Genomic DNA, 18,467 nt, shown 5'->3' with positions numbered 1-18,467 from the left:
TCAACTGTGTGGTTTTCGAACTATGTGGCCGTGCGTTTCGACAAATGGCTGTCGAGCAGCGGGGCAATCGCCGCCCACCCGGCTGGGGTCACCAAACCGGCGTGGTCGTACGGCAGATGGTGTACTGCCATGTCCCGGTCCCCGCGGACTCTGCGCCAGCGATCGGCCAGCAGCTGTCCGGACGCCTCGGCGTCGGCGGTGATCAGAGTAACCGGTCCGTCGTAGGTTGTGTCGGTCGAGCTGGCCACGAGCAAACGAGTGGCATCAAAACCCGCCCGAACAGCGTCGACCAGTCCCGGTGCCTGAGTGAGGATCTCGGGTGGCAGGGCGGCGGCCAGATCTCGGTCGTCGGAATCGTCGCGACCGTGATCGTCACGATCTCCCAGTGGATGAGTATCGATCAGACCGGCGAACTCCACTGTCTCGCCGATATCGACCAGCTGAGCCGCCATCGCGGCAACGACGTTGCCACCGAACGAGTAGCCGAGCAGGTGGTACGGCCCGCTCGGTTGCACGCCGCGAATCGTGTCGACGTACATCGCTGCCAGTTGGTCCACGTTCGTCGGTTCGAGTGGCTCACCGGCAACTGTGGGCAGTTGCAGGCCGAACAGTGGACGGTCGGCCTCGAGAACACCGGTCAAAGGCGCAAAGGGCCAAGCGAATCCACCGGCCGGATGCACGCAGAACAGTGGTTCTCCGCTGCCGTCGGCTCGCAGTGTCAGGAGGCGATCGCGACTCAGATCGATTTCGGACGCCGACTCGTCAAGGTGTGCTGCGAGCTCAGCGACTGTCGGACGGGCCATCAGCGTTGCCACACCGACGCTCACCGACAGGTCGTGCTCCATCTCCCCCACCAGTCGCATTGCTCGAAGCGAGTCGCCGCCGAGATCGAAGAAACTCTCTTCGGGATCGACTGCCTCGACGCCGAGTACCCGCGCAAAGACCTGGCACAGTTGCCTTTCCATCTCGGTTCGCGGTGCTCGGGCCGCTACTCGGGCGGGGGGTGCCGGCAACGCACCGCGGTCCAGTTTTCCGTTGGGCGTCAACGGGATCGAATCCACGACGACGATGTCCGACGGAACCAGGTGTGCCGGTACGCGTTCCCGCAACGCAGCTCGCAGATCGGTTGAATCGGCACCGGGTTCTTCGATGACGTAGCCGACCAGTCTCGGCGGCGCGCCGCCTTCGCTACGGACGGACGCTGCCGCTCGCAACACTCCCGGCAACGACGCCAACGCGGATTCCACTTCACCCAATTCGATCCGAATGCCTCGGATCTTGACCTGATGGTCCGCGCGACCCAGGTATTCGAGTTCACCGTCGCGACGACGCAGTACGACATCGCCCGTGCGGTACATGCGCTTGCCGACGGAGTACGGATCAGCAACGAACACAGCGGAGGTCAACGCGGTCCGGTGAAGGTAACCCATCGCCGTTCCGTCTCCGGACATGTACAGCTCGCCCGCCGCTCCGATCGGTACCTCCCGCAGACCCGAATCGAGTACCCGCGCAGACGCGTTCAGAATCGGACGACCCAAGCAGGGTGTCTCGCTCCCCTGAACCGGGGATCCCATCGCGTTGATCGTGAACTCCGTCGGCCCGTAAAGGTCGTACCCGTCGACACCGTCCTGATCGCGCAATCGCGACCACAACTCGGCAGGTACAGCTTCTCCGCCGAGCATCACCAACACCGGCGTCCGCTCACCGTCGAGGAGACCGGCGGCCATCAGTTCCCGTGCATACGAGGGGGTTACATTCACGACGTCGATACCGACTTCGCGGTAATGCTTCACCAGAGACGCGGGGTCCAGTCGCGCCTGCTCGTCGATCACGTGAACTTCGTGCCCCGCGAGCAACCAGAACAGTTCCTCCCACGACATGTCGAACGAGAACGAGACTGTATGCGCGATGCGCAGACGTCGGCCACCCACACTGTTTTCGGTCGGAGTGAATATCTCGGCCTTGTGATTGTGATACATCGTCGTCAACCCGCGGTGACCCACCACGACGCCCTTGGGTTTTCCGGTACTGCCCGAGGTGTAGATGACGTAGGCAGGCTGGTCGGGTGAGGTCGGCCCGCAGACCGCAGCCTCGTCGACAACTGGTGCCGAAGACTGCCCGTCGAGTACCCCGGCCACGTCCGGGTCGTCGAGGACCAGACATGCCTGTCCATCGGGAACTACGAGGTCACGCGTCTGAGTCGTGGTGACTACCAGCGCCGCATCGCTGTCGAGGATGAGTTCGCGCAGGCGTGCCGGCGGGTGAGCCAGATCCAAGGGAAGGTAGGCCGCTCCGGTTCTCATGACGGCGAAGATTGCGACGACGTGATCGGCAGTACGCGGAAGTGCGAGCGCGACAACACGGGTCGGTCCCCCGCCTGGTACCGACTGCCCCAGCGCCGACGCGAGTATCCGTGCCAGTCTGTCCACCCGAGAGTTCATCTCGGCTGCGCTCAGTGTGACGTCTCCGAAGACCAGCGCCGTCTCGTCCGGAGTTGCCGCTGCCCTTTCGCGCAGTAGTGCGTCCACGCTACCGCCGGCCTGGTCCGGCCGTGGCATCACGACGTGCTCCGAAGCGAATTCCGCGGGGGTGCGCGAAAGCGGAACCGCCGTGTCCGCCACCGTGGCGGTATCGGAATTCGCCATCACTTCGAGAATCGTGATGGTGCGGGACAGGATGTCCTGAGCCACGTCGTGCGGAATCAGGTCAGGACGGTTTTCGAGTGTGAGCGCCATCGCCGCGTCCCCGACACCCGGATCCACGTCGAGCGTGAGCGCATAGTGCGTGCCGTCCACCGCATCGAACCCGACGATTCCACTGCGACCGAACGTGTCTCGACGTGCCTGTTCGTCGCGAGGGGTGTTGCGGAAAACGTAGAGCGTGTCGAAGAGCGTGGCGAACCCTGCACTTCGCTGCACGTCGCCGAGCCCGAGATGGTGATGCCCCAGCAGCGAACCTTGTTCACGGAACAGGCGTCCGAGCAACGCCGAGATCTCCTCGCCTGGCCGGACCCGGACACGCACGGGAATGGTGTTGAGCGCCAAGCCCACCATGCGGTCGGCGCCCTCGACCTCGGGTGAACGTCCCGAAACCGTCGATCCGAAGACCACGTCGTCACGCCCCGTCACGGCGCGCAATGCCAGGCCCCACGCCGCAGAGACGACGGTGGACAGCGTCACTCCGCTACGTCTGGCCAACTCGCGTACGTGCTCGGTGATGCTCTGTTCGAGCTGAACCCGGGTGAACACCGGCAACGGAGCGCGCCCGCCTGATCCCGTACCACCCACGAGTGTGGGTTGCTCGAGATCCGCGAGGTAGTCCTTCCAGGACGAGATGGCGTCCGTGCGATCCGCTTCGGCGATCCATCGCAGGTGATCACGGAAGTCCGCAGGCTTGTCGAGCGCGCCGTCGAGTCCGACCGGGTCCGTGCCGTGTGTGCGAGCAAACTCGTAGAGCGCAAACAACTCCGCGTACATCAAGGTCTGCGACCAACCGTCGGTCAGCAGGTGGTGCTGAGTGAAGACGAGGTGCGCTCCCCCACCTGGCAACCAGACCAACACCATTCGAATGAGTGGCGGCGCACTCAAGTCGAACAGCCTGCCGAATTCGGCCTCGTCGACGGCGCGGACCTCGATATCCAAGTCCTCGGGTGCGACTGCGCTCAGATCGACCTCACGGAAAGGCATTTCGGCTTCCCTGGGCACGAACTGCACCGGAGCGTCGAACCCGGCGTGTGTGAAACCGGCCCGCAAGTTCGGATAGCGTCGCAAGAGCGCATCCCCCGCTGCTCGGAGTGAGCGAACGTCGACGGCGGCATCGGCGGAGAACTCGAATCGCGGCTGCATGTGATAGACATCCGTGCCGCCGGCGCCGTCGAGAACCGACTGGAAGTACATGCCTTCCTGCAAGGGACCAAGTGGCAGCACGTCCTGCCAGCCCGGGCTCAGCGACTCGAGCCGTGCCCGACGATCCGCATCGACGGCTACGAGTGGGCTCGGCACACGATCCGGCGCGGTGTCGGGCAATGCCTTCCGGTCCACCTTGCCGTTGAGGGTGAGTGGTAGTGCTTCGAGCACCGTGATGGTCTGCGGCACCATGTGTTCGGGTAGGAGCCGCGCAATCTCCTTGCGCACCAGTACCGAATCGAGCGTGGTTGCACCTTCGGGAACCACATATCCGTGCAGACTTCCGGTACCCGCCGCATCGACGCGAACGGTGGCTGCCGCGCGGAACACACCTGCCACCGATCCGAGCGCGCCTTCGACCTCGCCGAGCTCGATGCGGAAACCACGAACCTTCACCTGATCGTCAGCACGACGAAGGAAGTGCAAAACCCCGCGCCGGCGTCGGACCAGATCGCCGGTGCGGTAGAGGCGTGCCCCCGGCAGAGAAGGATCGGCGACGAACCGAGCGACGGTCAGATCGGGGCGGTTCAGGTATCCGCGGACCACCTGCGCACCGCCCAGATACAGCTCGCCCGCAACGCCTTCCGGAACCTCACGCAGGTCGTCGTCGAGGATTCGCACGTGCACATCGGTCCAGGGCTGACCGATCGTGACTCGGTCGCCGGTCGTGATGACCGAAGATGTCGCCCACACCGTGGCCTCGGTGGGTCCATAGACATTCCGGACCGAAGCAGCGTTGGCCACCAGATCGTCGGCCAGATCCTGCGGGAGGGCTTCCCCTCCCACCAGGGCTCGCACCATGGCGAGTCCGACTGCGTTCTCGTGTTCGGTGACCACTCGCCACAGCGCCGGCGTTGCCTGCATCACTGTCGCATCGCTTGCGATGATCAACGCCGACAACGCATCCGGGTCGCGAACCGTCCTGCGGTCTGCGATCACGACAGTCGCGCCCGCCGCGAGCGGGCACAGCAACTCGAGTGCCGCGATGTCGAACGACACCGTTGTCACCGCGACGATGCGATCGCCCGGCCTGATCCAGCAATCCTCGAGTACCGTGTCCGCGAAGGCTGCGAGGTTGCCCGTCGAGACCATCACGCCCTTGGGGCGACCCGTCGAACCGGAGGTGTGGATCATGTAGGCGAGGTGATCACCCGCCGCGGGCGGCGGAGGAAGCACGACACCCGAGTTGGTGAACTCACCGTCCACGAAGACACTCGTGGCGACCGTCAACGGAAGTTGCCCGGCGCTGTCGATACTGGTCAGGACACACACCGGAGCCGCGTCCTCGATCATGAACTCGAGCCGCTCAGTCGGGTAATCGACGTCGAGTGGCAGGTACGCAGCGCCGATGCGCAGTACCGCGAGCAGTCCGGCCACCAGATCCGCATTTCGATCCAGCGCGACGGCGACTACCTTCTCGGGTCCGGCGCCGACCGCGAGAAGTTCGCGGGCCAGCTCGTCGACGCGCGCCGACAGTTCCCCGTAGGTAATTCCGACCTCGCCGGAGATCACCGCGATGTCGTCGGGGTGGCGGCTGACGTGTCGAGCGAACAACTGCGAGATCCCCGACGGCGACGTCGCGCGTCGGCCCGGGTCGCGATCCGGCTTGTTTTCCGCCAGTCGCAGATCCGCGACGACAGTGCTGATTTCGTGACCGAGGACCGCGATCACACCGTCGAGCAATGCGTCCGCAGTCGCGGCGTCGAACAGCCCGGCATCAACCGTCAATCGAAGTTCTGTTGCGGTTCGGACGAATTCGAGGTCGACGCTCTTTCCGGGCGAGTGACCGACACGGGCAGCGAACAGGCTGCTCGTCGGACGCCCGAGTAGATCGGCGATTCGGTCGAGGCTGACATCGGAATGCGCAAGTGCCTCGGAGACAGCGTTATCGACTCGCCGAACGACATCGGCAATTCTCGGCCGACCGGACAGGTCGACCCGAATCAGGGTGTCAGTCCCTTCCGAGACCAGTCCGACCGCAAGGTCCCGACCACCGCCGAAGCTGTTCAGCGTCGCCGCCACGGCGGCCAACAGCACCGCGTCGAATCCTGGTTCGTCACCGAACCGGGCATCGCGTAGCTGACGAAGGTAGGTGTGCGGGCGGTACTCTTCGCCGCGCGGGCGGTCATACGGAAGGTCCGTTTCGAGGGGCAGGTCCGCGAGCGTGCGAACCCAGTACCGCTCGTGATCAGGATTTCCCGCCACCGCCGGGGCGCGGAACGTCGCCACGGTCACGACGGGTCGATCGACGCCAACGACCGAATCCGGCGAGAACTTCGTCCGATCGACGCGTGCGGCCACGGCAAGACCGAGGGGGGTCGGGGTGTCGAAGACATCCGAGACGACGACGCGAATTCCCAGCTTGCGCAGGCTTCCCACCAACCGCATCGCAGTGAGCGAGTGACCGCCGAGAGTGAAGAAATTGTCGCCCGGATCGACGTCGGGAATCTCCAACACCGTTGCGACACAGGCGCACACTGCATCCACGACCGCGGGATCGACATCGATCGCAGGATCGGACGCGGCCACCTTTTTCGTGACAGCGACATTTTTCGCGGCAGACACCGCAACGGCAACGGACGCTGCCTGTCGGACTACCGTGAGCACCGCGGATGCGGGAGCTGTCGGTTCGGTCAGCAACCCACGCAGGATCTCCGCGAGCCGTGTGACCATTCGCTGCGCCGTGGCGTCGGAGACAACTGCCGGATCGTGGTACAGAACCAGATCCAGACCGGTGCTCGGCGGCGCCATCAACGTCATCGGATAGTGCGTGACTCCGCGGTTGGTGAATCCCTCGACCCGCAGTGTGTGCGATGCAGGCTGTCCCGCACCGGAGTTCGGGAAGTTCTCGAACACCAGGAGCGTGTCGAACAGTTGCCCGATTCCGGCGATGCGTTCGATCTCGGCCAAACTGGTGTGTTCGACGTCCACGATGTCGAATTGGGCGTTCTGCAGACCGACGAACTGATCGAGCAAAGGCCGGTGCGCGACGATGTCGAGGCGGGCCGGAATCGTGTTGCTGAACAACCCGACCATTCCCTCCACCCCCGAGAGTTCGGCAGGTCGGCCGGACACCGTGGCCCCGAACACGACGTCCCACTGTCCTGTCGCTTCGGCGAGCGCTGCTGCCCACGCACCCTGAACCAGGGTGTTGACCGTCAGCGCTCGCGCACGGCCGAGTTCGATCAGCGCCTCGGCGTCCGATGTCGCGAGAGGAACCTCGAGCGCGACGGGCACACTTCGCGGCGCTCCGGCATCGGCAACGAGAGTCGGCGCGGTGAGCCCACGCAAACGCTCGCTCCACGCTGCGCGGGCAGAGTCCTGATCACGGCCGGCGATCCATGCCAAGTAGTCGCGATACGGCGTCGGCGCAGGGAGGCGGCTGTCGCCGTCGTGGTAGACGTTCATCAGCTCGCGCAGGACGATCGGAGTCGACCAACCGTCGGTGAGCAGGTGGTGCGCGTTGAGGACCAAACGGTGCACCCCGCCGGGCAGCCGAACCAGTAGTGCACGCAGCAGAGGCGGTGTACTGACGTCGAAGACATGCTTGGCGGCCTCGTCCTCGAGCTGATCTGCAGAGCGGAATGCAGTGTCAGCTGGAACGGAGGTCAGATCGACCGAACGCCACTCGACTTTTGCGCCGCGCGGAATGATCTGAACGGGCCGTGCGAACTGCTCGTAGTGGAACGCGGCGCGAAGGTTCGGGTGCCTGTCGATCACGGTCTCGAACGCGTCGGCCAACTTCGCCTCGTCCAGTGGCCCGGAGAGGTCGAAGCGTGCAGTGAGCGTGTAGACGTCTGCGGCTCCGTCACGGACCGCATGGAACAGGAGACCTTCTTGTAGCGGCGAGAGCGGAAGGACGTCGGCAAGCGGTCCGTGGACGGCTTCGAGTTCGTTGATCCCTGCCTGATCGACCACCGCGCCCTGGCCGAAGATCGTCGCCGAGCAATCGGAAGGCGTCAAACCACCCTCGAAGAGCGCGGCATGCGCGGTCAGGGCAGCGAGCGCACGTTCCCAATGCTCTTGCAGCTCGACGATCGTCGCGCCGTCGAGCACTGAACCCGCCGCAGTCCATTCGACTGCCAGCGTCGTCGAGTCGTCCTCTCGGACAAATGCGTTGAGCGCCAGCACTTCCGACATAACCTTCGTCGCCGGCTCGATGACCGCGAATGGATCCTGCTCCGGCAATCGCCATCCGGTTCCGGGCAAGGACGGGAAGCGGCCCAGATAGTTGAGCAGCAGTTCGGGTGTAGCGCACGCGGAAAGGTCAGGTGCGGTGTCGGGATCCAGATGCCGCAGAACTCCATAGCCGACTCCGCCTCCGGGTACGGCGCGTTTTGCCTCCTTCACCGCACGAAGGAGATGCCCCGCAGCTGCTCCGCCGCTCAGTGCGTCGGCAAGATCGTCTGCGGTGAGCAGTGCATCGGTGGGAACCCGGACGGGGAACTCACTGGTGAACCACCCGATGGTTCCGGCGAAGTCGGTGTCGCTGGTGAGCGCGTCGCGGCCATGACCTTCGACGGTAACTGTCTGCGCGGGCAGCCCGATGAGGCCGCGGCCGTGCTGCCATGAGCGCAAGGCAAGCATCAAACCCGAGAGAAGCACTTCGTCGGCCTTGGCTCGATACGCCGCCGGAAGCGTGGTCAACAGCGCGTCGGTGACGGCCGGGGGCGCAATGGTTGTCGTGCGAGAGGCGGTTGCGGTCACGTCGATCTTCGGGTCGAGACGACGACTGCCGATCGGCTCGTCGTCCGCCTGTACCGACGCGGACTTCCAGTACTCGAGCTCTGACGCCCTGCTGCCAGAGGCCCCGAATTCCGCGAGCAACCCTGCGTATCGACGCCACGAACTTCCGCCTGCAGCCAACCGGGCCGACCTACGCTCGCGCGCTGCATCGGTAGCTTCGTGGAGGTCTGGAAGCAGAATTCGCCAGGACACACCGTCGACGATCAAATGGTGAGCCACGACGATCAATTGGTCGGGTCGACCGGCCTCGGTATTGACCAGTACGACTCGCAGGAGTTCACCGGCGCGTGGGTCGAGACTCGCCGCCGACGCCTCCGCGAGCTCTCTGATCCGGGACGGCTCGGAGGTGTCGGACACCTCGCGAACGAGTCCCTCGCTGCGCACTGCACCGGCGTCCCGGACGATCAATTCGGCAGTGCCGCTGTCGTTGTCACGGCGCAGGAGCAGGCGTAGAGCGTCATGGTGATCGAGGATCGTCTGCACGCCGGACTGCAGGTCACCCAGTGAAAGGCTGTCGTCGATGCGCACTGCGGTCCATTGCGCGTAGCCCGCGATTGCCTCGTCTGTCGGATTCTTGTCGATCAGTGCTCGAACGATCGGCGGGGCGATCACGGTGCCGGTCGCCACGTCCGCAACCGAGGCTACGGCGTCGGCGTCATCGGCAATCTCACGCGCCGCAGCGGCGATGGTTCCCAGATCTCGCTGTGCCAGTAGTTCTTTGGGAGCAACGATCAGACCACGCACCCGCAGTCGACTGCTGACACTGATTGCCGTGATGCTGTCACCACCGAGGCCGAAGAAATCCTCGTCCACGCCGACGCGTTCGCGGCCGAGCACCTCGGCCACCACGTCACAGAGGATTTCCTCGTGTGGTGTGGATGCAGCGCGACCTTCCGATTCGGCAGCCGGGGCAGGTAGTGCCGCACGATCGAGCTTTCCGTTCACCGTGACGGGCAGTTCGTCCAGAACGACGATTGCGGCGGGAACGAGATGATCCGGTACGCGACCGGCGAGGTCACGGCGCAATTCTTCCTGCGGCGGAAGCGTCGCGCCGGCGGCGGCTACAACGTAGCCGACGAGGCTGGGCCGTCCCCCATCCGTACGGATCAGCGCGGCAGCGGCGCCGATTCCGGGTACCGATCCGAGAACAGCCTCGACCTCGCTCAACTCGACTCGATGTCCGCGAATCTTCACCTGCTTGTCGCTGCGACCGATGAAGTCGTAGCCCCGCCCCGGCACCCACCGCGCCACGTCCCCGGCGCGGTACATCAGATCTCCCGGAGCCCCGAAAGGATCTGCGACAAAACGCTCGGAGGTCGCGCCGGCGCGGCCGAGGTAGCCCCTGGCCAATTGCGGTCCGGCCAGGTAGAGCTCACCTCGTTCACCGTCGGCGACCGGCTCGAGCGCGCTGTCGAGCAGGTACGCACGGGTACCCGCGAGGGGGTACCCGATACGCGGTCCGGCACCTTCGACCGTGGTCGCGATCGCGTCGACCGTCGTTTCGGTGGGGCCGTACAGGTTTCGAGCCGGAACACCGGATTCGATGATCGCGTCCCACAGTGCGGGCGGTGCCGCCTCGCCACCCACGACGAGGAGCTGCAACCGATGCGTACGCAGCAACCCGTTGTCCACCATCGCTGCCGCCATCGACGGCGTCGTGTCGACCACGTCGACGCGATCTCGCTCGAACGCCGCGACCAGAGCAACCGCGTCCTTCTGCAGTTCCTCGTCGTATACGTGCACACGATGACCACACAGCAGCCACAACAGTTGATCGAGAGACGCATCGAAGGCGAACGACGCTGTGTGCGCGGTGTGCAGTTGGCGGTTCCCGACGCGCTCGGCGGTGTCCCGGTAGATGGTGGCGCGATGGTGGTGAAGCAGGTGCGCCAATCCACCGCCTCTGACCAGCACACCCTTGGGCTTGCCTGTCGATCCCGAGGTGTAGATGACATACGCCAGGTGATCACCATGCCGTGCTGTCGCCAGTTCACCGAGTTCGAGTGGAAGCTCGGAATTAGCACGGAGTTCTTCGCGGACTGCGTCGGAATCGATGACGAGGGGGTCGGGCCGAAAACCTCCGACGAGTTGCTTGGCCAGAGTGGAAGTGGTGATCACGACCTTCGGCTGCGCATCGTCGATCAGATCTCGCAACCGCTCGGCCGGGTGCTGCGGATCCAGGGCCACGTACGCTGCGCCCGCGTTCAATGTCGCGAGCAGAGCCACCACCATCTCGGAAGTACGCGGAAGCGCAAGTCCGACAATGTCGTCCGGGCCGACATCGCGGGCCCGAAGCAACCGGGCGAGCTTGTGGACGCGGCCACCGAGTTCTTCGCCTGTCACTGTTTCGTCACCGCACACGAGGACTGTGTCATCCGCGTGCTCGACGACGATGCGGTCGAACACGTCGGGAACGAGTTCGACCGAGCCGGGCAGCGGTGCAGTTTCGCGGCCGGCGAGAATCCGCGCGGCTTCGGCCGCAGGCATCATCTCCACCTGACCGACGGCAGGATCTCCCTCCCCGACCATCGCGTTGACGATGCTGACGAAACCGGCGAGGCGACGCTGAACCGATTCCCGAGTATTGGTACGCGCGTCCACTTCGAATCCGAGTAGAACTTCGCCGTCCGCAATGGGCGTCACCGTCAAACCCAGGTCCTCCGGCGGTCCCCCGGCGACGTTACGCAGTACACCCACAGCGCCGGCGAAATCGAGGGCGAAGTCGAAAGCCTTGAGATTGATTCCGATCCCGTGAAGCAGTGCGCCGGTGCCGGCGACGCCCAGGTCCCGAGCAAGATTCTCACCGCGGTAGCGCTGGTGTGCGCGCAGGCTTTTCATCGTGGCGGCCACCTGCTTGCTCAGGTCACCGAGTCGATCGTGGCTGCGAATCGTCAACCGGAGAGGCAGAACGTTGACTGCCATGGCCGGCGTCTTGAGTGCCGTGCGGCCTACGCGCGCCATGAGTGGCATCGCGATGACAACATCCGTCTCGCCGAGCAGTCGGTGGAGAAACGCGCCGTAGCAGGCGATCAGTGCCTCGGCCCACGTTGTTCCCGTCGCGTCTGCCACCTCTTTGAGGCAGCTGAGGGCGTCGGCGGTAATGACCTCGCGAACCTGGATCGTTCGTTCCGCCGGACCGGTGACCTGCTGGCCGCGTCCGTCCAACGCGGGCAACGGCGTCAGGACATCACGCCAGTAGTCACGATCTTCCGCGAACTGCTCGCCAGCCCGGTACGCCTCGTCCTCGCTGACCAGATCTGTCATAGAACCGAATCGCGTTGGCGCGACCTCGGTTCCCTTCTTCGCGGCCGTGTAGTGCGCGGCGACTCGGCGCGAAATCATTGCTGCGCTGTATCCGTCGACGATCAGGTGGTGATAGAGCTGAATGCACCAGATCTCGCGATCGGAGAGCCTGATCAGCGAGTAGGTGTACAGCGGACGCTCCACCATCAGGCGGCAGTACTCGGACGCCCGGCTGCGCTCGGCGTCGACCAGTGCGTGCGCCACGGCTACGGGATCGCGCTCGTCACGGACGTCGGTGATCGGGATGATGCCAACCGGCTCGTCGGAGATGTACTGACGCGGGCCGTCCGCCGTCTCGATCATCCGCAGCCGCATGGTTTCGGCTTCACCGATCGTCGCCGTGATGGCGGCTGTCAGCAGTTCGGTGTCGATCGGTTCGTCGCCCGAGATTTCGAGCACCTCACCGACGAGGTAGCTCCGAGATTCGGGATCAAGCCTCTGTGCGTTCCAAATCCCGAGTTGAGCTCCTGTGAGAGCAAACGTAGCTTCGCTCGCCGCTCCGGAGTTCGAACCTGGAAGAACGCTCACACTGATCCCCTCGTCTGTGGACACACGTCACCCAAGGGTGACCTAACGTCGTTTTGGGTAGCCTAAACTAAATGTCAATGAATCGGGGAATCCGCCTCGCCGGTGACCCGAGAACCGACGGCTCCCGACGCGTCAATCAGAGGACACGCGCTTCTACAACCGCTTGCGGGACAGTCTCTTTCGTGAATCGAAACGAGAAAGTGAAGGCTAGTCCATCAGCGTTGCCGCGACGGTTCCGCCCAGTTCATAACAACCATCGCGGACAGATTTGTCCACGCTCACAGTCACTTCGAGCGGATCCGCCACCGCGACCAATCCGAGCCCGGTGGCGAGTTTGCGCACCGAGGACACTGCACCGGCAGTGTCGTTGTTGCCGTGAACCCACAGGCCGTACGGTCGATCCGAAACCGCGCCGAGGCATTGGTAGTACGTGGTGTCGAAGAAGTATTTCAGCGCGCCCGACATGTAACCGAAATTGGCGGTGGTTCCGAAAAGATAGCCGTCAGCAGCGAGGACGTCGGGCACCGTCGCCGCCAACGCCGGCATCACCTTCACCTCGACGCCCTCGATCTCGGGATCGCGAGCCCCGGCCAGGACTGCATCCAACAATTCGTGGGTTGTCGGCGAGGGCGAGTGGTGAACCACCAACAGAGTCTTCACACATCTGACAATACGGCGACGGGTGGCGCACCCGTCGCCGTTCACGCCTACGCCGAAACGGTTTCCGCGCTCATCGCCTTGACCAGGTCGTCGGTTCGGGTGACCGAGGCGCAGCGCCCGGCCGCGTACTCGAGCGCACCGACATGCTCGTCCAGGGAGAAGTCGGCTACCGCGTCGCCCACGAAGAAGATCTGCACGTCTTGCATGAACCCGTCCAAAGCGGTAGTCAGGCAACCGATGTGGGCATAGATTCCGGTGATGATCAGCTGGTCACGCCCACTCTCGCGCAGCCGCTCACGCAGATCCGTCTTGATGAAGGCGCTGTAGCGCCATTTTGTGAGCATCACGTCGTCCGAATGCGGAGCCAACTCGGCGATCACGTCGGTGTGAGCGGGATCTGCCTTCAGACCCGGTCCCCAGAAATCCGACAGCAACGCACGCTCCTCGGGATCCTGATCACCGGGTTGCGCGGTGTAGACGATCGGGATTCCGGCAGCTCGCGCCGACGAACGAAGCCGGTCGATGTTCGGAACCACGGTTTGGAGCGGGTCGACGCTTCGGTCGTACGCGTTCACGAAATATTCCTGCATGTCGTGCAGAAGCAACACCGCTCGGGAAGGATCGAGAGTCCAGTCGACCCGATTTTGCGGAAACTCGGTGGGCATCTCGTATCGCACTGCTGTGGGTAGCGCCATGATGAATCTCCTCGAAAATGTGGGGGTGGGAACCGATCAACTCGACAGAGTCTGTGCGGCAATCGATTCGCTGAGAACACGGCGCAAGGCCGCCTTGCTGGTCTTTCCGACGCCGGTGACGGGGAACTCGGTCACGAACTCCACTCGATCCGGAACCTTGTACGCCGCAACGCCTCGGCCTCGTATGTATCGCTTGATCTCGCCGACGGTCGGGGCATCTCCGGAAATCACCAGAACAGCACAGGTTCGTTCGCCCAGGTACTCGTCGGGAACGGCGACGACGGCCGCATCGTGGACAGCCGGATGCGAGAGCAGGTGGTTCTCGATCTCCTCGGCCGCAACCTTCTCACCGCCGCGGTTGATCTGGTCTTTTGCGCGCCCCTCGACTATCAGATGTCCTGAATCGGTGACGCTGACCAGATCGCCGGTGCGATAGAAACCTTCGGCGTCGAAGACCTCGGCATTGTGCGCATCCGCCCGGTAATAGCCGCGGATCGTGTACGGACCCCGAGTCAGTAAGTGCCCCGTGGTTCCGGGCGCGACGAGCGCGCCTTCGTCGTCGACCACACGAACCTCGTCGTCGGGTGAAATGGGCCGGCCCTGAGTGCTGACGATCAATTCTTGCGTGTCGTCGAGGCGGGTGTAGTTGACCAGCCCCTCGGCCATCCCGAACACCTGCTGGAGGGTGCAGCCCAACTCCGTGGGTACGCGTGCAGCGGCTTCGGCGCTGAACTTCGCTCCGCCGACGCCGAGAACCCGCAAGCTCGACAGATCGTGATCTGCCTTACTGGGGGCGGCCATCCAGGCCAACGCGATCGGTGGAACCAAGGAAGCGTGCGTGACTCGCTCTGATTCGATCAGACCGAAAGCTGTGGAGGGCATGGTGTCCGGCGCCAGAACCACGGAGCCGCCCGCGTGGAGAACGCCCAGGATGCCCGGCGAACTCATCGGAAAATTATGCGCTGCAGGAAGAACCACCAACATGCGCGTCGAGTCGTCGACGCCACAGATCGGGTTGGACGCTCGCACCGAGTAGAGGTAGTCGGCGTGCGTTCGCGGAATCAGCTTCGGAACACCGGTCGTGCCACCGGAAAGCTGAAGAAAGGCGACCGACAACGGATCGACGTCGGCAAGAACGGGAACCTCGTATCCGCGCAGCGAATCGAAACCGACAAACTCTTCGGGGTCACCGGCCACGATCACAACAGGCGGAGTCTCGAGGCCTTCGTTCACCTCACGCGCCAGCGCGCGGTAGTCGAACCCGCCATGACGGTCGGCGACGATATAGGCAGCGACATCAGCGAACTGGCAGAAGTATCCGATTTCGGTTCGGCGATGCGCCGGCAACCCGAATACCGGCAGGGCGCCGAGCTTCAACACACCGAACAATGCTTCGACGTATTCCACGATGTTCGGCAGCTGCAGAAGCACCCGGTCACCGGCGCGAACACCCAAGCCGGACAGGCCTCCGGCCACGGCCGAGCTGCGACGATCGAGGTCGGAATACGTCAGCCGTGTCTGTGTGCCAAAGGCATCGCTGCCGACCACCGCTTCGTTGTCGGGATGCCGTGCGGCCGCGGCCGTGACGAATCCGGCCAGCGTCTCGTCAGTCCAATAGCCTCGTTCCCGATAATACGTCACCAAATCGGGTGGATACTGTGCGACGGGTGCCAAGGGCTCGCGAGCGATCCTCGAGGTCATGCAAGTGACTCCTGTTCGAAAGTACTGTCAGCAAATACGTCTCACGCTTTGAGCGTCGCTCCACCGTCGACGTACAGCGCCTGCATGGTGATGTGGGCCGCCCGGTCGGACAGCAGGAAGTGCACCGAGTCCGCGATATCGTCTGCGGTGGCCAGTTTTCCGAGCGGAATACCCAGGCGATAGCTCGCCAGATTGCCTTCGATGACCGCGTCGGCACCCGAATCGTCGGAAGGGTCCGACCACAGTGACCGCTGCATCGCTGTGTCGGTGGATCCCGGAGCGACCACGTTGACACGAATGCCGTCAGTAGCCAGCTCCAGTCCAGCGGTTCGAACCAACATGGTGGCAGCAGCTTTGGACGAACCGTAAGCACCCATCCCGATACGTGGGACACCGGCCGCGTTCGACGAGACGACCACGATCGCCCCGGCCCGACGGCGACGCATTTCCAGTCCCACGCTTTGCAGCACGTTCAGCAATCCGAAGACGTTGACGCCGAATATCTTCCGCCACTGGTCCGGATCGGAGTCCAGCACCGATCCGGTGTCGAGAATTCCGGCGACGTGCGCGAGCGCGTCGATCCGGCCGAACGTGTCCATCGTCGAGGCCACTGCAGCGTCGACTGCCTGCCGATCGGTCACGTCCACGACGTGACTCTCGATATCGGCGCCTTCGACGATTGTTTCTGCCAATTCCGCAGTTACCCGCTTCAATTCGACGTCGTCGCGATCGAGCAACGCCAGCGAATACCCGTCGCGCGCAAGCGTGCGGGCTACTGCGGCGCCGATCCCCGCCGCAGCACCGGTGACCACGGCGATTCGGCGCTCGCTCACTGCGGGCACAGGACCTGAACCCAGGCATTGATCGTGGGCTCTTCTGCCAACTCCGCGAAGTCGGCATCCGCGCCCGCTCCCCGCCACCGTTCGACGAGCGTCATCAAGCGAACCGAGTCAAGGCCTTCGTCACCCAGGTCCGCGTCGTCGCCGAGTTGTTCTGCCCTCATCGACAGAACCTCGGCGACGTCGCGCACGATCTGGTCACGGTCCACGGTGTTGCTCATCGGTCTCCTCGAGTAGTGGTCGACGCGCTCAGATCGAGCCAACCCAACCTCGTGTCGACCCCGTCCGCACGCCTTGACTTTAGGCCAGCCTAACCATAACGGTACGGAAGTACACAACCCGGACGCTCGCAACACAAATTCACCCAAACTAAGGCTAGCCTCAACATAACAAGCAATCTGTCGAACTGGAAGGGTGTCCATGTCAGCACTCGCCGAAGTCTCCGAATTCCCGTTGCGCAACAACCGGACTGACGATGAAACGGACTCCGTTTTCCTGCTCTCACGTAGGCAAACGTCGATCCGCACTTCGGGAGTAGTCGAAGAATTCGACTCGGCCTTCGACGCTGCCGAAGCCCTCAAGACCGGGCGCATCGACTCGGTCGTCGGCGCCCTGCCGTTCTCCCCGGAGACGCCGTCCGCGCTCACCGCGCCACTGAGTTTCACACGAGTCCGCGGTGATCTATATCACTCGAACATCCCGTCATTACCCACTTCGCGGGTAGCCGGATTCGAACCCAGCCCGCAGATCCACACCGACAGGGTCCGCGGAGCCATCGAACGACTTCGAGCAGGCGAACTCGACAAAGTTGTCCTCGCACGCTCCCTGACCATCGAGGCCGAGTCCACGATCTTCCCCGCCGCTCTGGCCGAGAAACTGATTGCACTCGATCACGCGCACAACGGTTTCTGCGTCGACCTGTCCCCCGCCGGAGGAAAGTACCGCGGGCGTTCGCTGGTCGGTTCGACGCCCGAGGTTCTGATCGAAAGGCGAGGCGGCGTCGTCACCTGCCACCCGCTGGCGGGCTCGATTGCACGCCATCCGAATTCGGATCAGGACGAGGCGAATGCCGAGCAACTCCGCGCGTCGACCAAAGATCTGGCCGAACACGCGTTTGTCGTCGACTCCATCAGCGCGATACTCGGACCACTGTGCACGTCCTTCAATGCACCCAGCGCACCGGAAATCCTTCGGACACCGCAACTGTGGCATCTCGGGACCAAGATCGAAGGTGTCCTGATCGACCCGAGCCTGACCTCGCTCGAACTCGCAATGGCGCTGCATCCGACTCCCGCTGTCTGCGGCACACCGACGGTCGCCGCACGCGAGCACATCACCGCAACCGAAGCCGATCGTGGGTTCTATGCCGGTGCCGTGGGCTGGTGCGACCGGACTGGAGACGGCGAGTGGATGGTAGCTATTCGTTGCGCCGAGATCGCAGCAGACGGCCTCTCGGCGCGGGCCTACGCCGGCGGCGGCATCGTCGCTACTTCCGACCCGGAAATCGAATTGAGAGAGACCAGTACAAAATTCCGCACGCTACTCAGTGCGTTCGACCTCGCTGAACATCATCTCTGACAGGGCGTCACTTCTTCGAGGTGTTCAGGGCAATCGCGGCGTGAACGAGTGCCTTGAACGCCTTTTCGTCGACGGCTTGGCCCTCGTGGAAATCGATCGCCCGTCGCGTATTGCCCTCGAGGCTGGAGTTGAAGAGTCCTGAAGCGTCGTCGAGTGATGCGCCTTTGGCAAAGGTCACCTTCACTGCGCTCTTGTAAGTCTCACCGGTACAGATCATTCCGGCGTGGTACCACACGGGAACACCTCGCCACTTCCATTCCTCCACCACATCCGGATCCACTTCTTTGATCAGAGTTCGTATCCGGGCGAGCATCTCGCCCTGCCAGTCTCCGAGTTCCTCGATTCGCTTGTCGATCAACCGAGACGGGGAATCTGCGCCTTGCTTGTCGGACTCACTCTTCGCCATCGCTTCGTCACTTCCTGCTCGTCGCCGCCGATCTCCGGTGAGTCGAGTATCCCCTCCTGCACGCGGATTCACTCGGTGAATCACTGACGCATCACGGCGTCTCGGC

Annotated in this window: 8 protein-coding genes; 1 reads left to right on the top strand and 7 read right to left on the bottom strand. The window is 63.8% G+C overall.

Annotated features, from left to right (window positions below; translation table 11 throughout):
- Positions 1-20 precede the first annotated feature (20 nt).
- From A0W34_RS12845 to A0W34_RS12820, 6 genes are all read right to left on the bottom strand, one after another.
- Entirely contained in the window at positions 21-12,482 is a 12,462-nt protein-coding gene (locus tag A0W34_RS12845) for a non-ribosomal peptide synthetase (protein ID WP_232330031.1), read from the bottom strand.
- 207 nt (positions 12,483-12,689) lie between these two features.
- The gene (locus A0W34_RS12840) at positions 12,690-13,142 is read right to left on the bottom strand and encodes a flavodoxin family protein (RefSeq protein WP_003942217.1); all 453 of its coding nucleotides are present in this window, start codon (positions 13,140-13,142) and stop codon (positions 12,690-12,692) included.
- A 47-nt stretch (positions 13,143-13,189) separates the two neighbouring features.
- Positions 13,190-13,837, bottom strand: coding sequence for an isochorismatase family protein (locus A0W34_RS12835; protein ID WP_003942132.1), 648 nt, complete (start codon positions 13,835-13,837; stop codon positions 13,190-13,192).
- 36 nt (positions 13,838-13,873) lie between these two features.
- Positions 13,874-15,538, bottom strand: a complete 1,665-nt coding sequence (locus A0W34_RS12830) for a (2,3-dihydroxybenzoyl)adenylate synthase (RefSeq protein ID WP_042450693.1) — start codon at positions 15,536-15,538, stop codon at positions 13,874-13,876.
- A 41-nt stretch (positions 15,539-15,579) separates the two neighbouring features.
- Positions 15,580-16,380 (bottom strand): 2,3-dihydro-2,3-dihydroxybenzoate dehydrogenase, encoded by an 801-nt coding sequence (locus A0W34_RS12825; RefSeq protein ID WP_003942103.1) that lies wholly within the window; start codon positions 16,378-16,380, stop codon positions 15,580-15,582.
- Positions 16,368-16,598, bottom strand: a complete 231-nt coding sequence (locus tag A0W34_RS12820) for a phosphopantetheine-binding protein (RefSeq protein ID WP_003942230.1) — start codon at positions 16,596-16,598, stop codon at positions 16,368-16,370. The genes A0W34_RS12825 and A0W34_RS12820 overlap by 13 nt, the downstream gene beginning before the upstream one ends.
- A 199-nt stretch (positions 16,599-16,797) precedes the next feature.
- Here A0W34_RS12820 and A0W34_RS12815 point away from each other — a divergent pair, with 199 nt between their 5' ends.
- Positions 16,798-17,955, top strand: coding sequence for an isochorismate synthase (locus tag A0W34_RS12815; protein WP_020969440.1), 1,158 nt, complete (start codon positions 16,798-16,800; stop codon positions 17,953-17,955).
- 7 nt (positions 17,956-17,962) lie between these two features.
- Here the strand turns inward: A0W34_RS12815 and A0W34_RS12810 are convergent, their stop codons facing one another.
- Positions 17,963-18,361, bottom strand: a complete 399-nt coding sequence (locus A0W34_RS12810) for a DUF1801 domain-containing protein (RefSeq protein ID WP_081557770.1) — start codon at positions 18,359-18,361, stop codon at positions 17,963-17,965.
- Between the last annotated feature and the right edge of the window lie 106 nt (positions 18,362-18,467).

The organism is Rhodococcus sp. BH4, from assembly GCF_002079265.1.
Classification (GTDB): Bacteria; Actinomycetota; Actinomycetes; order Mycobacteriales; family Mycobacteriaceae; genus Rhodococcus_F; species Rhodococcus_F qingshengii.
Note: the sequence above shows the minus strand (reverse complement) of the source record. Positions and strands in the feature narration are given on the sequence as shown.

Excerpts from the sequence above, each read along its gene's own strand:
- A0W34_RS12835 (WP_003942132.1), bottom strand. The coding sequence starts at position 13,837 with ATGGCGCTACCCACAGCAGTGCGATACGAGATGCCCACCGAGTTTCCG.
- A0W34_RS12830 (WP_042450693.1), bottom strand. The coding sequence starts at position 15,538 with ATGACCTCGAGGATCGCTCGCGAGCCCTTGGCACCCGTCGCACAGTAT.
- A0W34_RS12820 (WP_003942230.1), bottom strand. The coding sequence starts at position 16,598 with ATGAGCAACACCGTGGACCGTGACCAGATCGTGCGCGACGTCGCCGAG.
- A0W34_RS12815 (WP_020969440.1), top strand. The coding sequence starts at position 16,798 with ATGTCAGCACTCGCCGAAGTCTCCGAATTCCCGTTGCGCAACAACCGG.
- A0W34_RS12810 (WP_081557770.1), bottom strand. The coding sequence starts at position 18,361 with ATGGCGAAGAGTGAGTCCGACAAGCAAGGCGCAGATTCCCCGTCTCGG.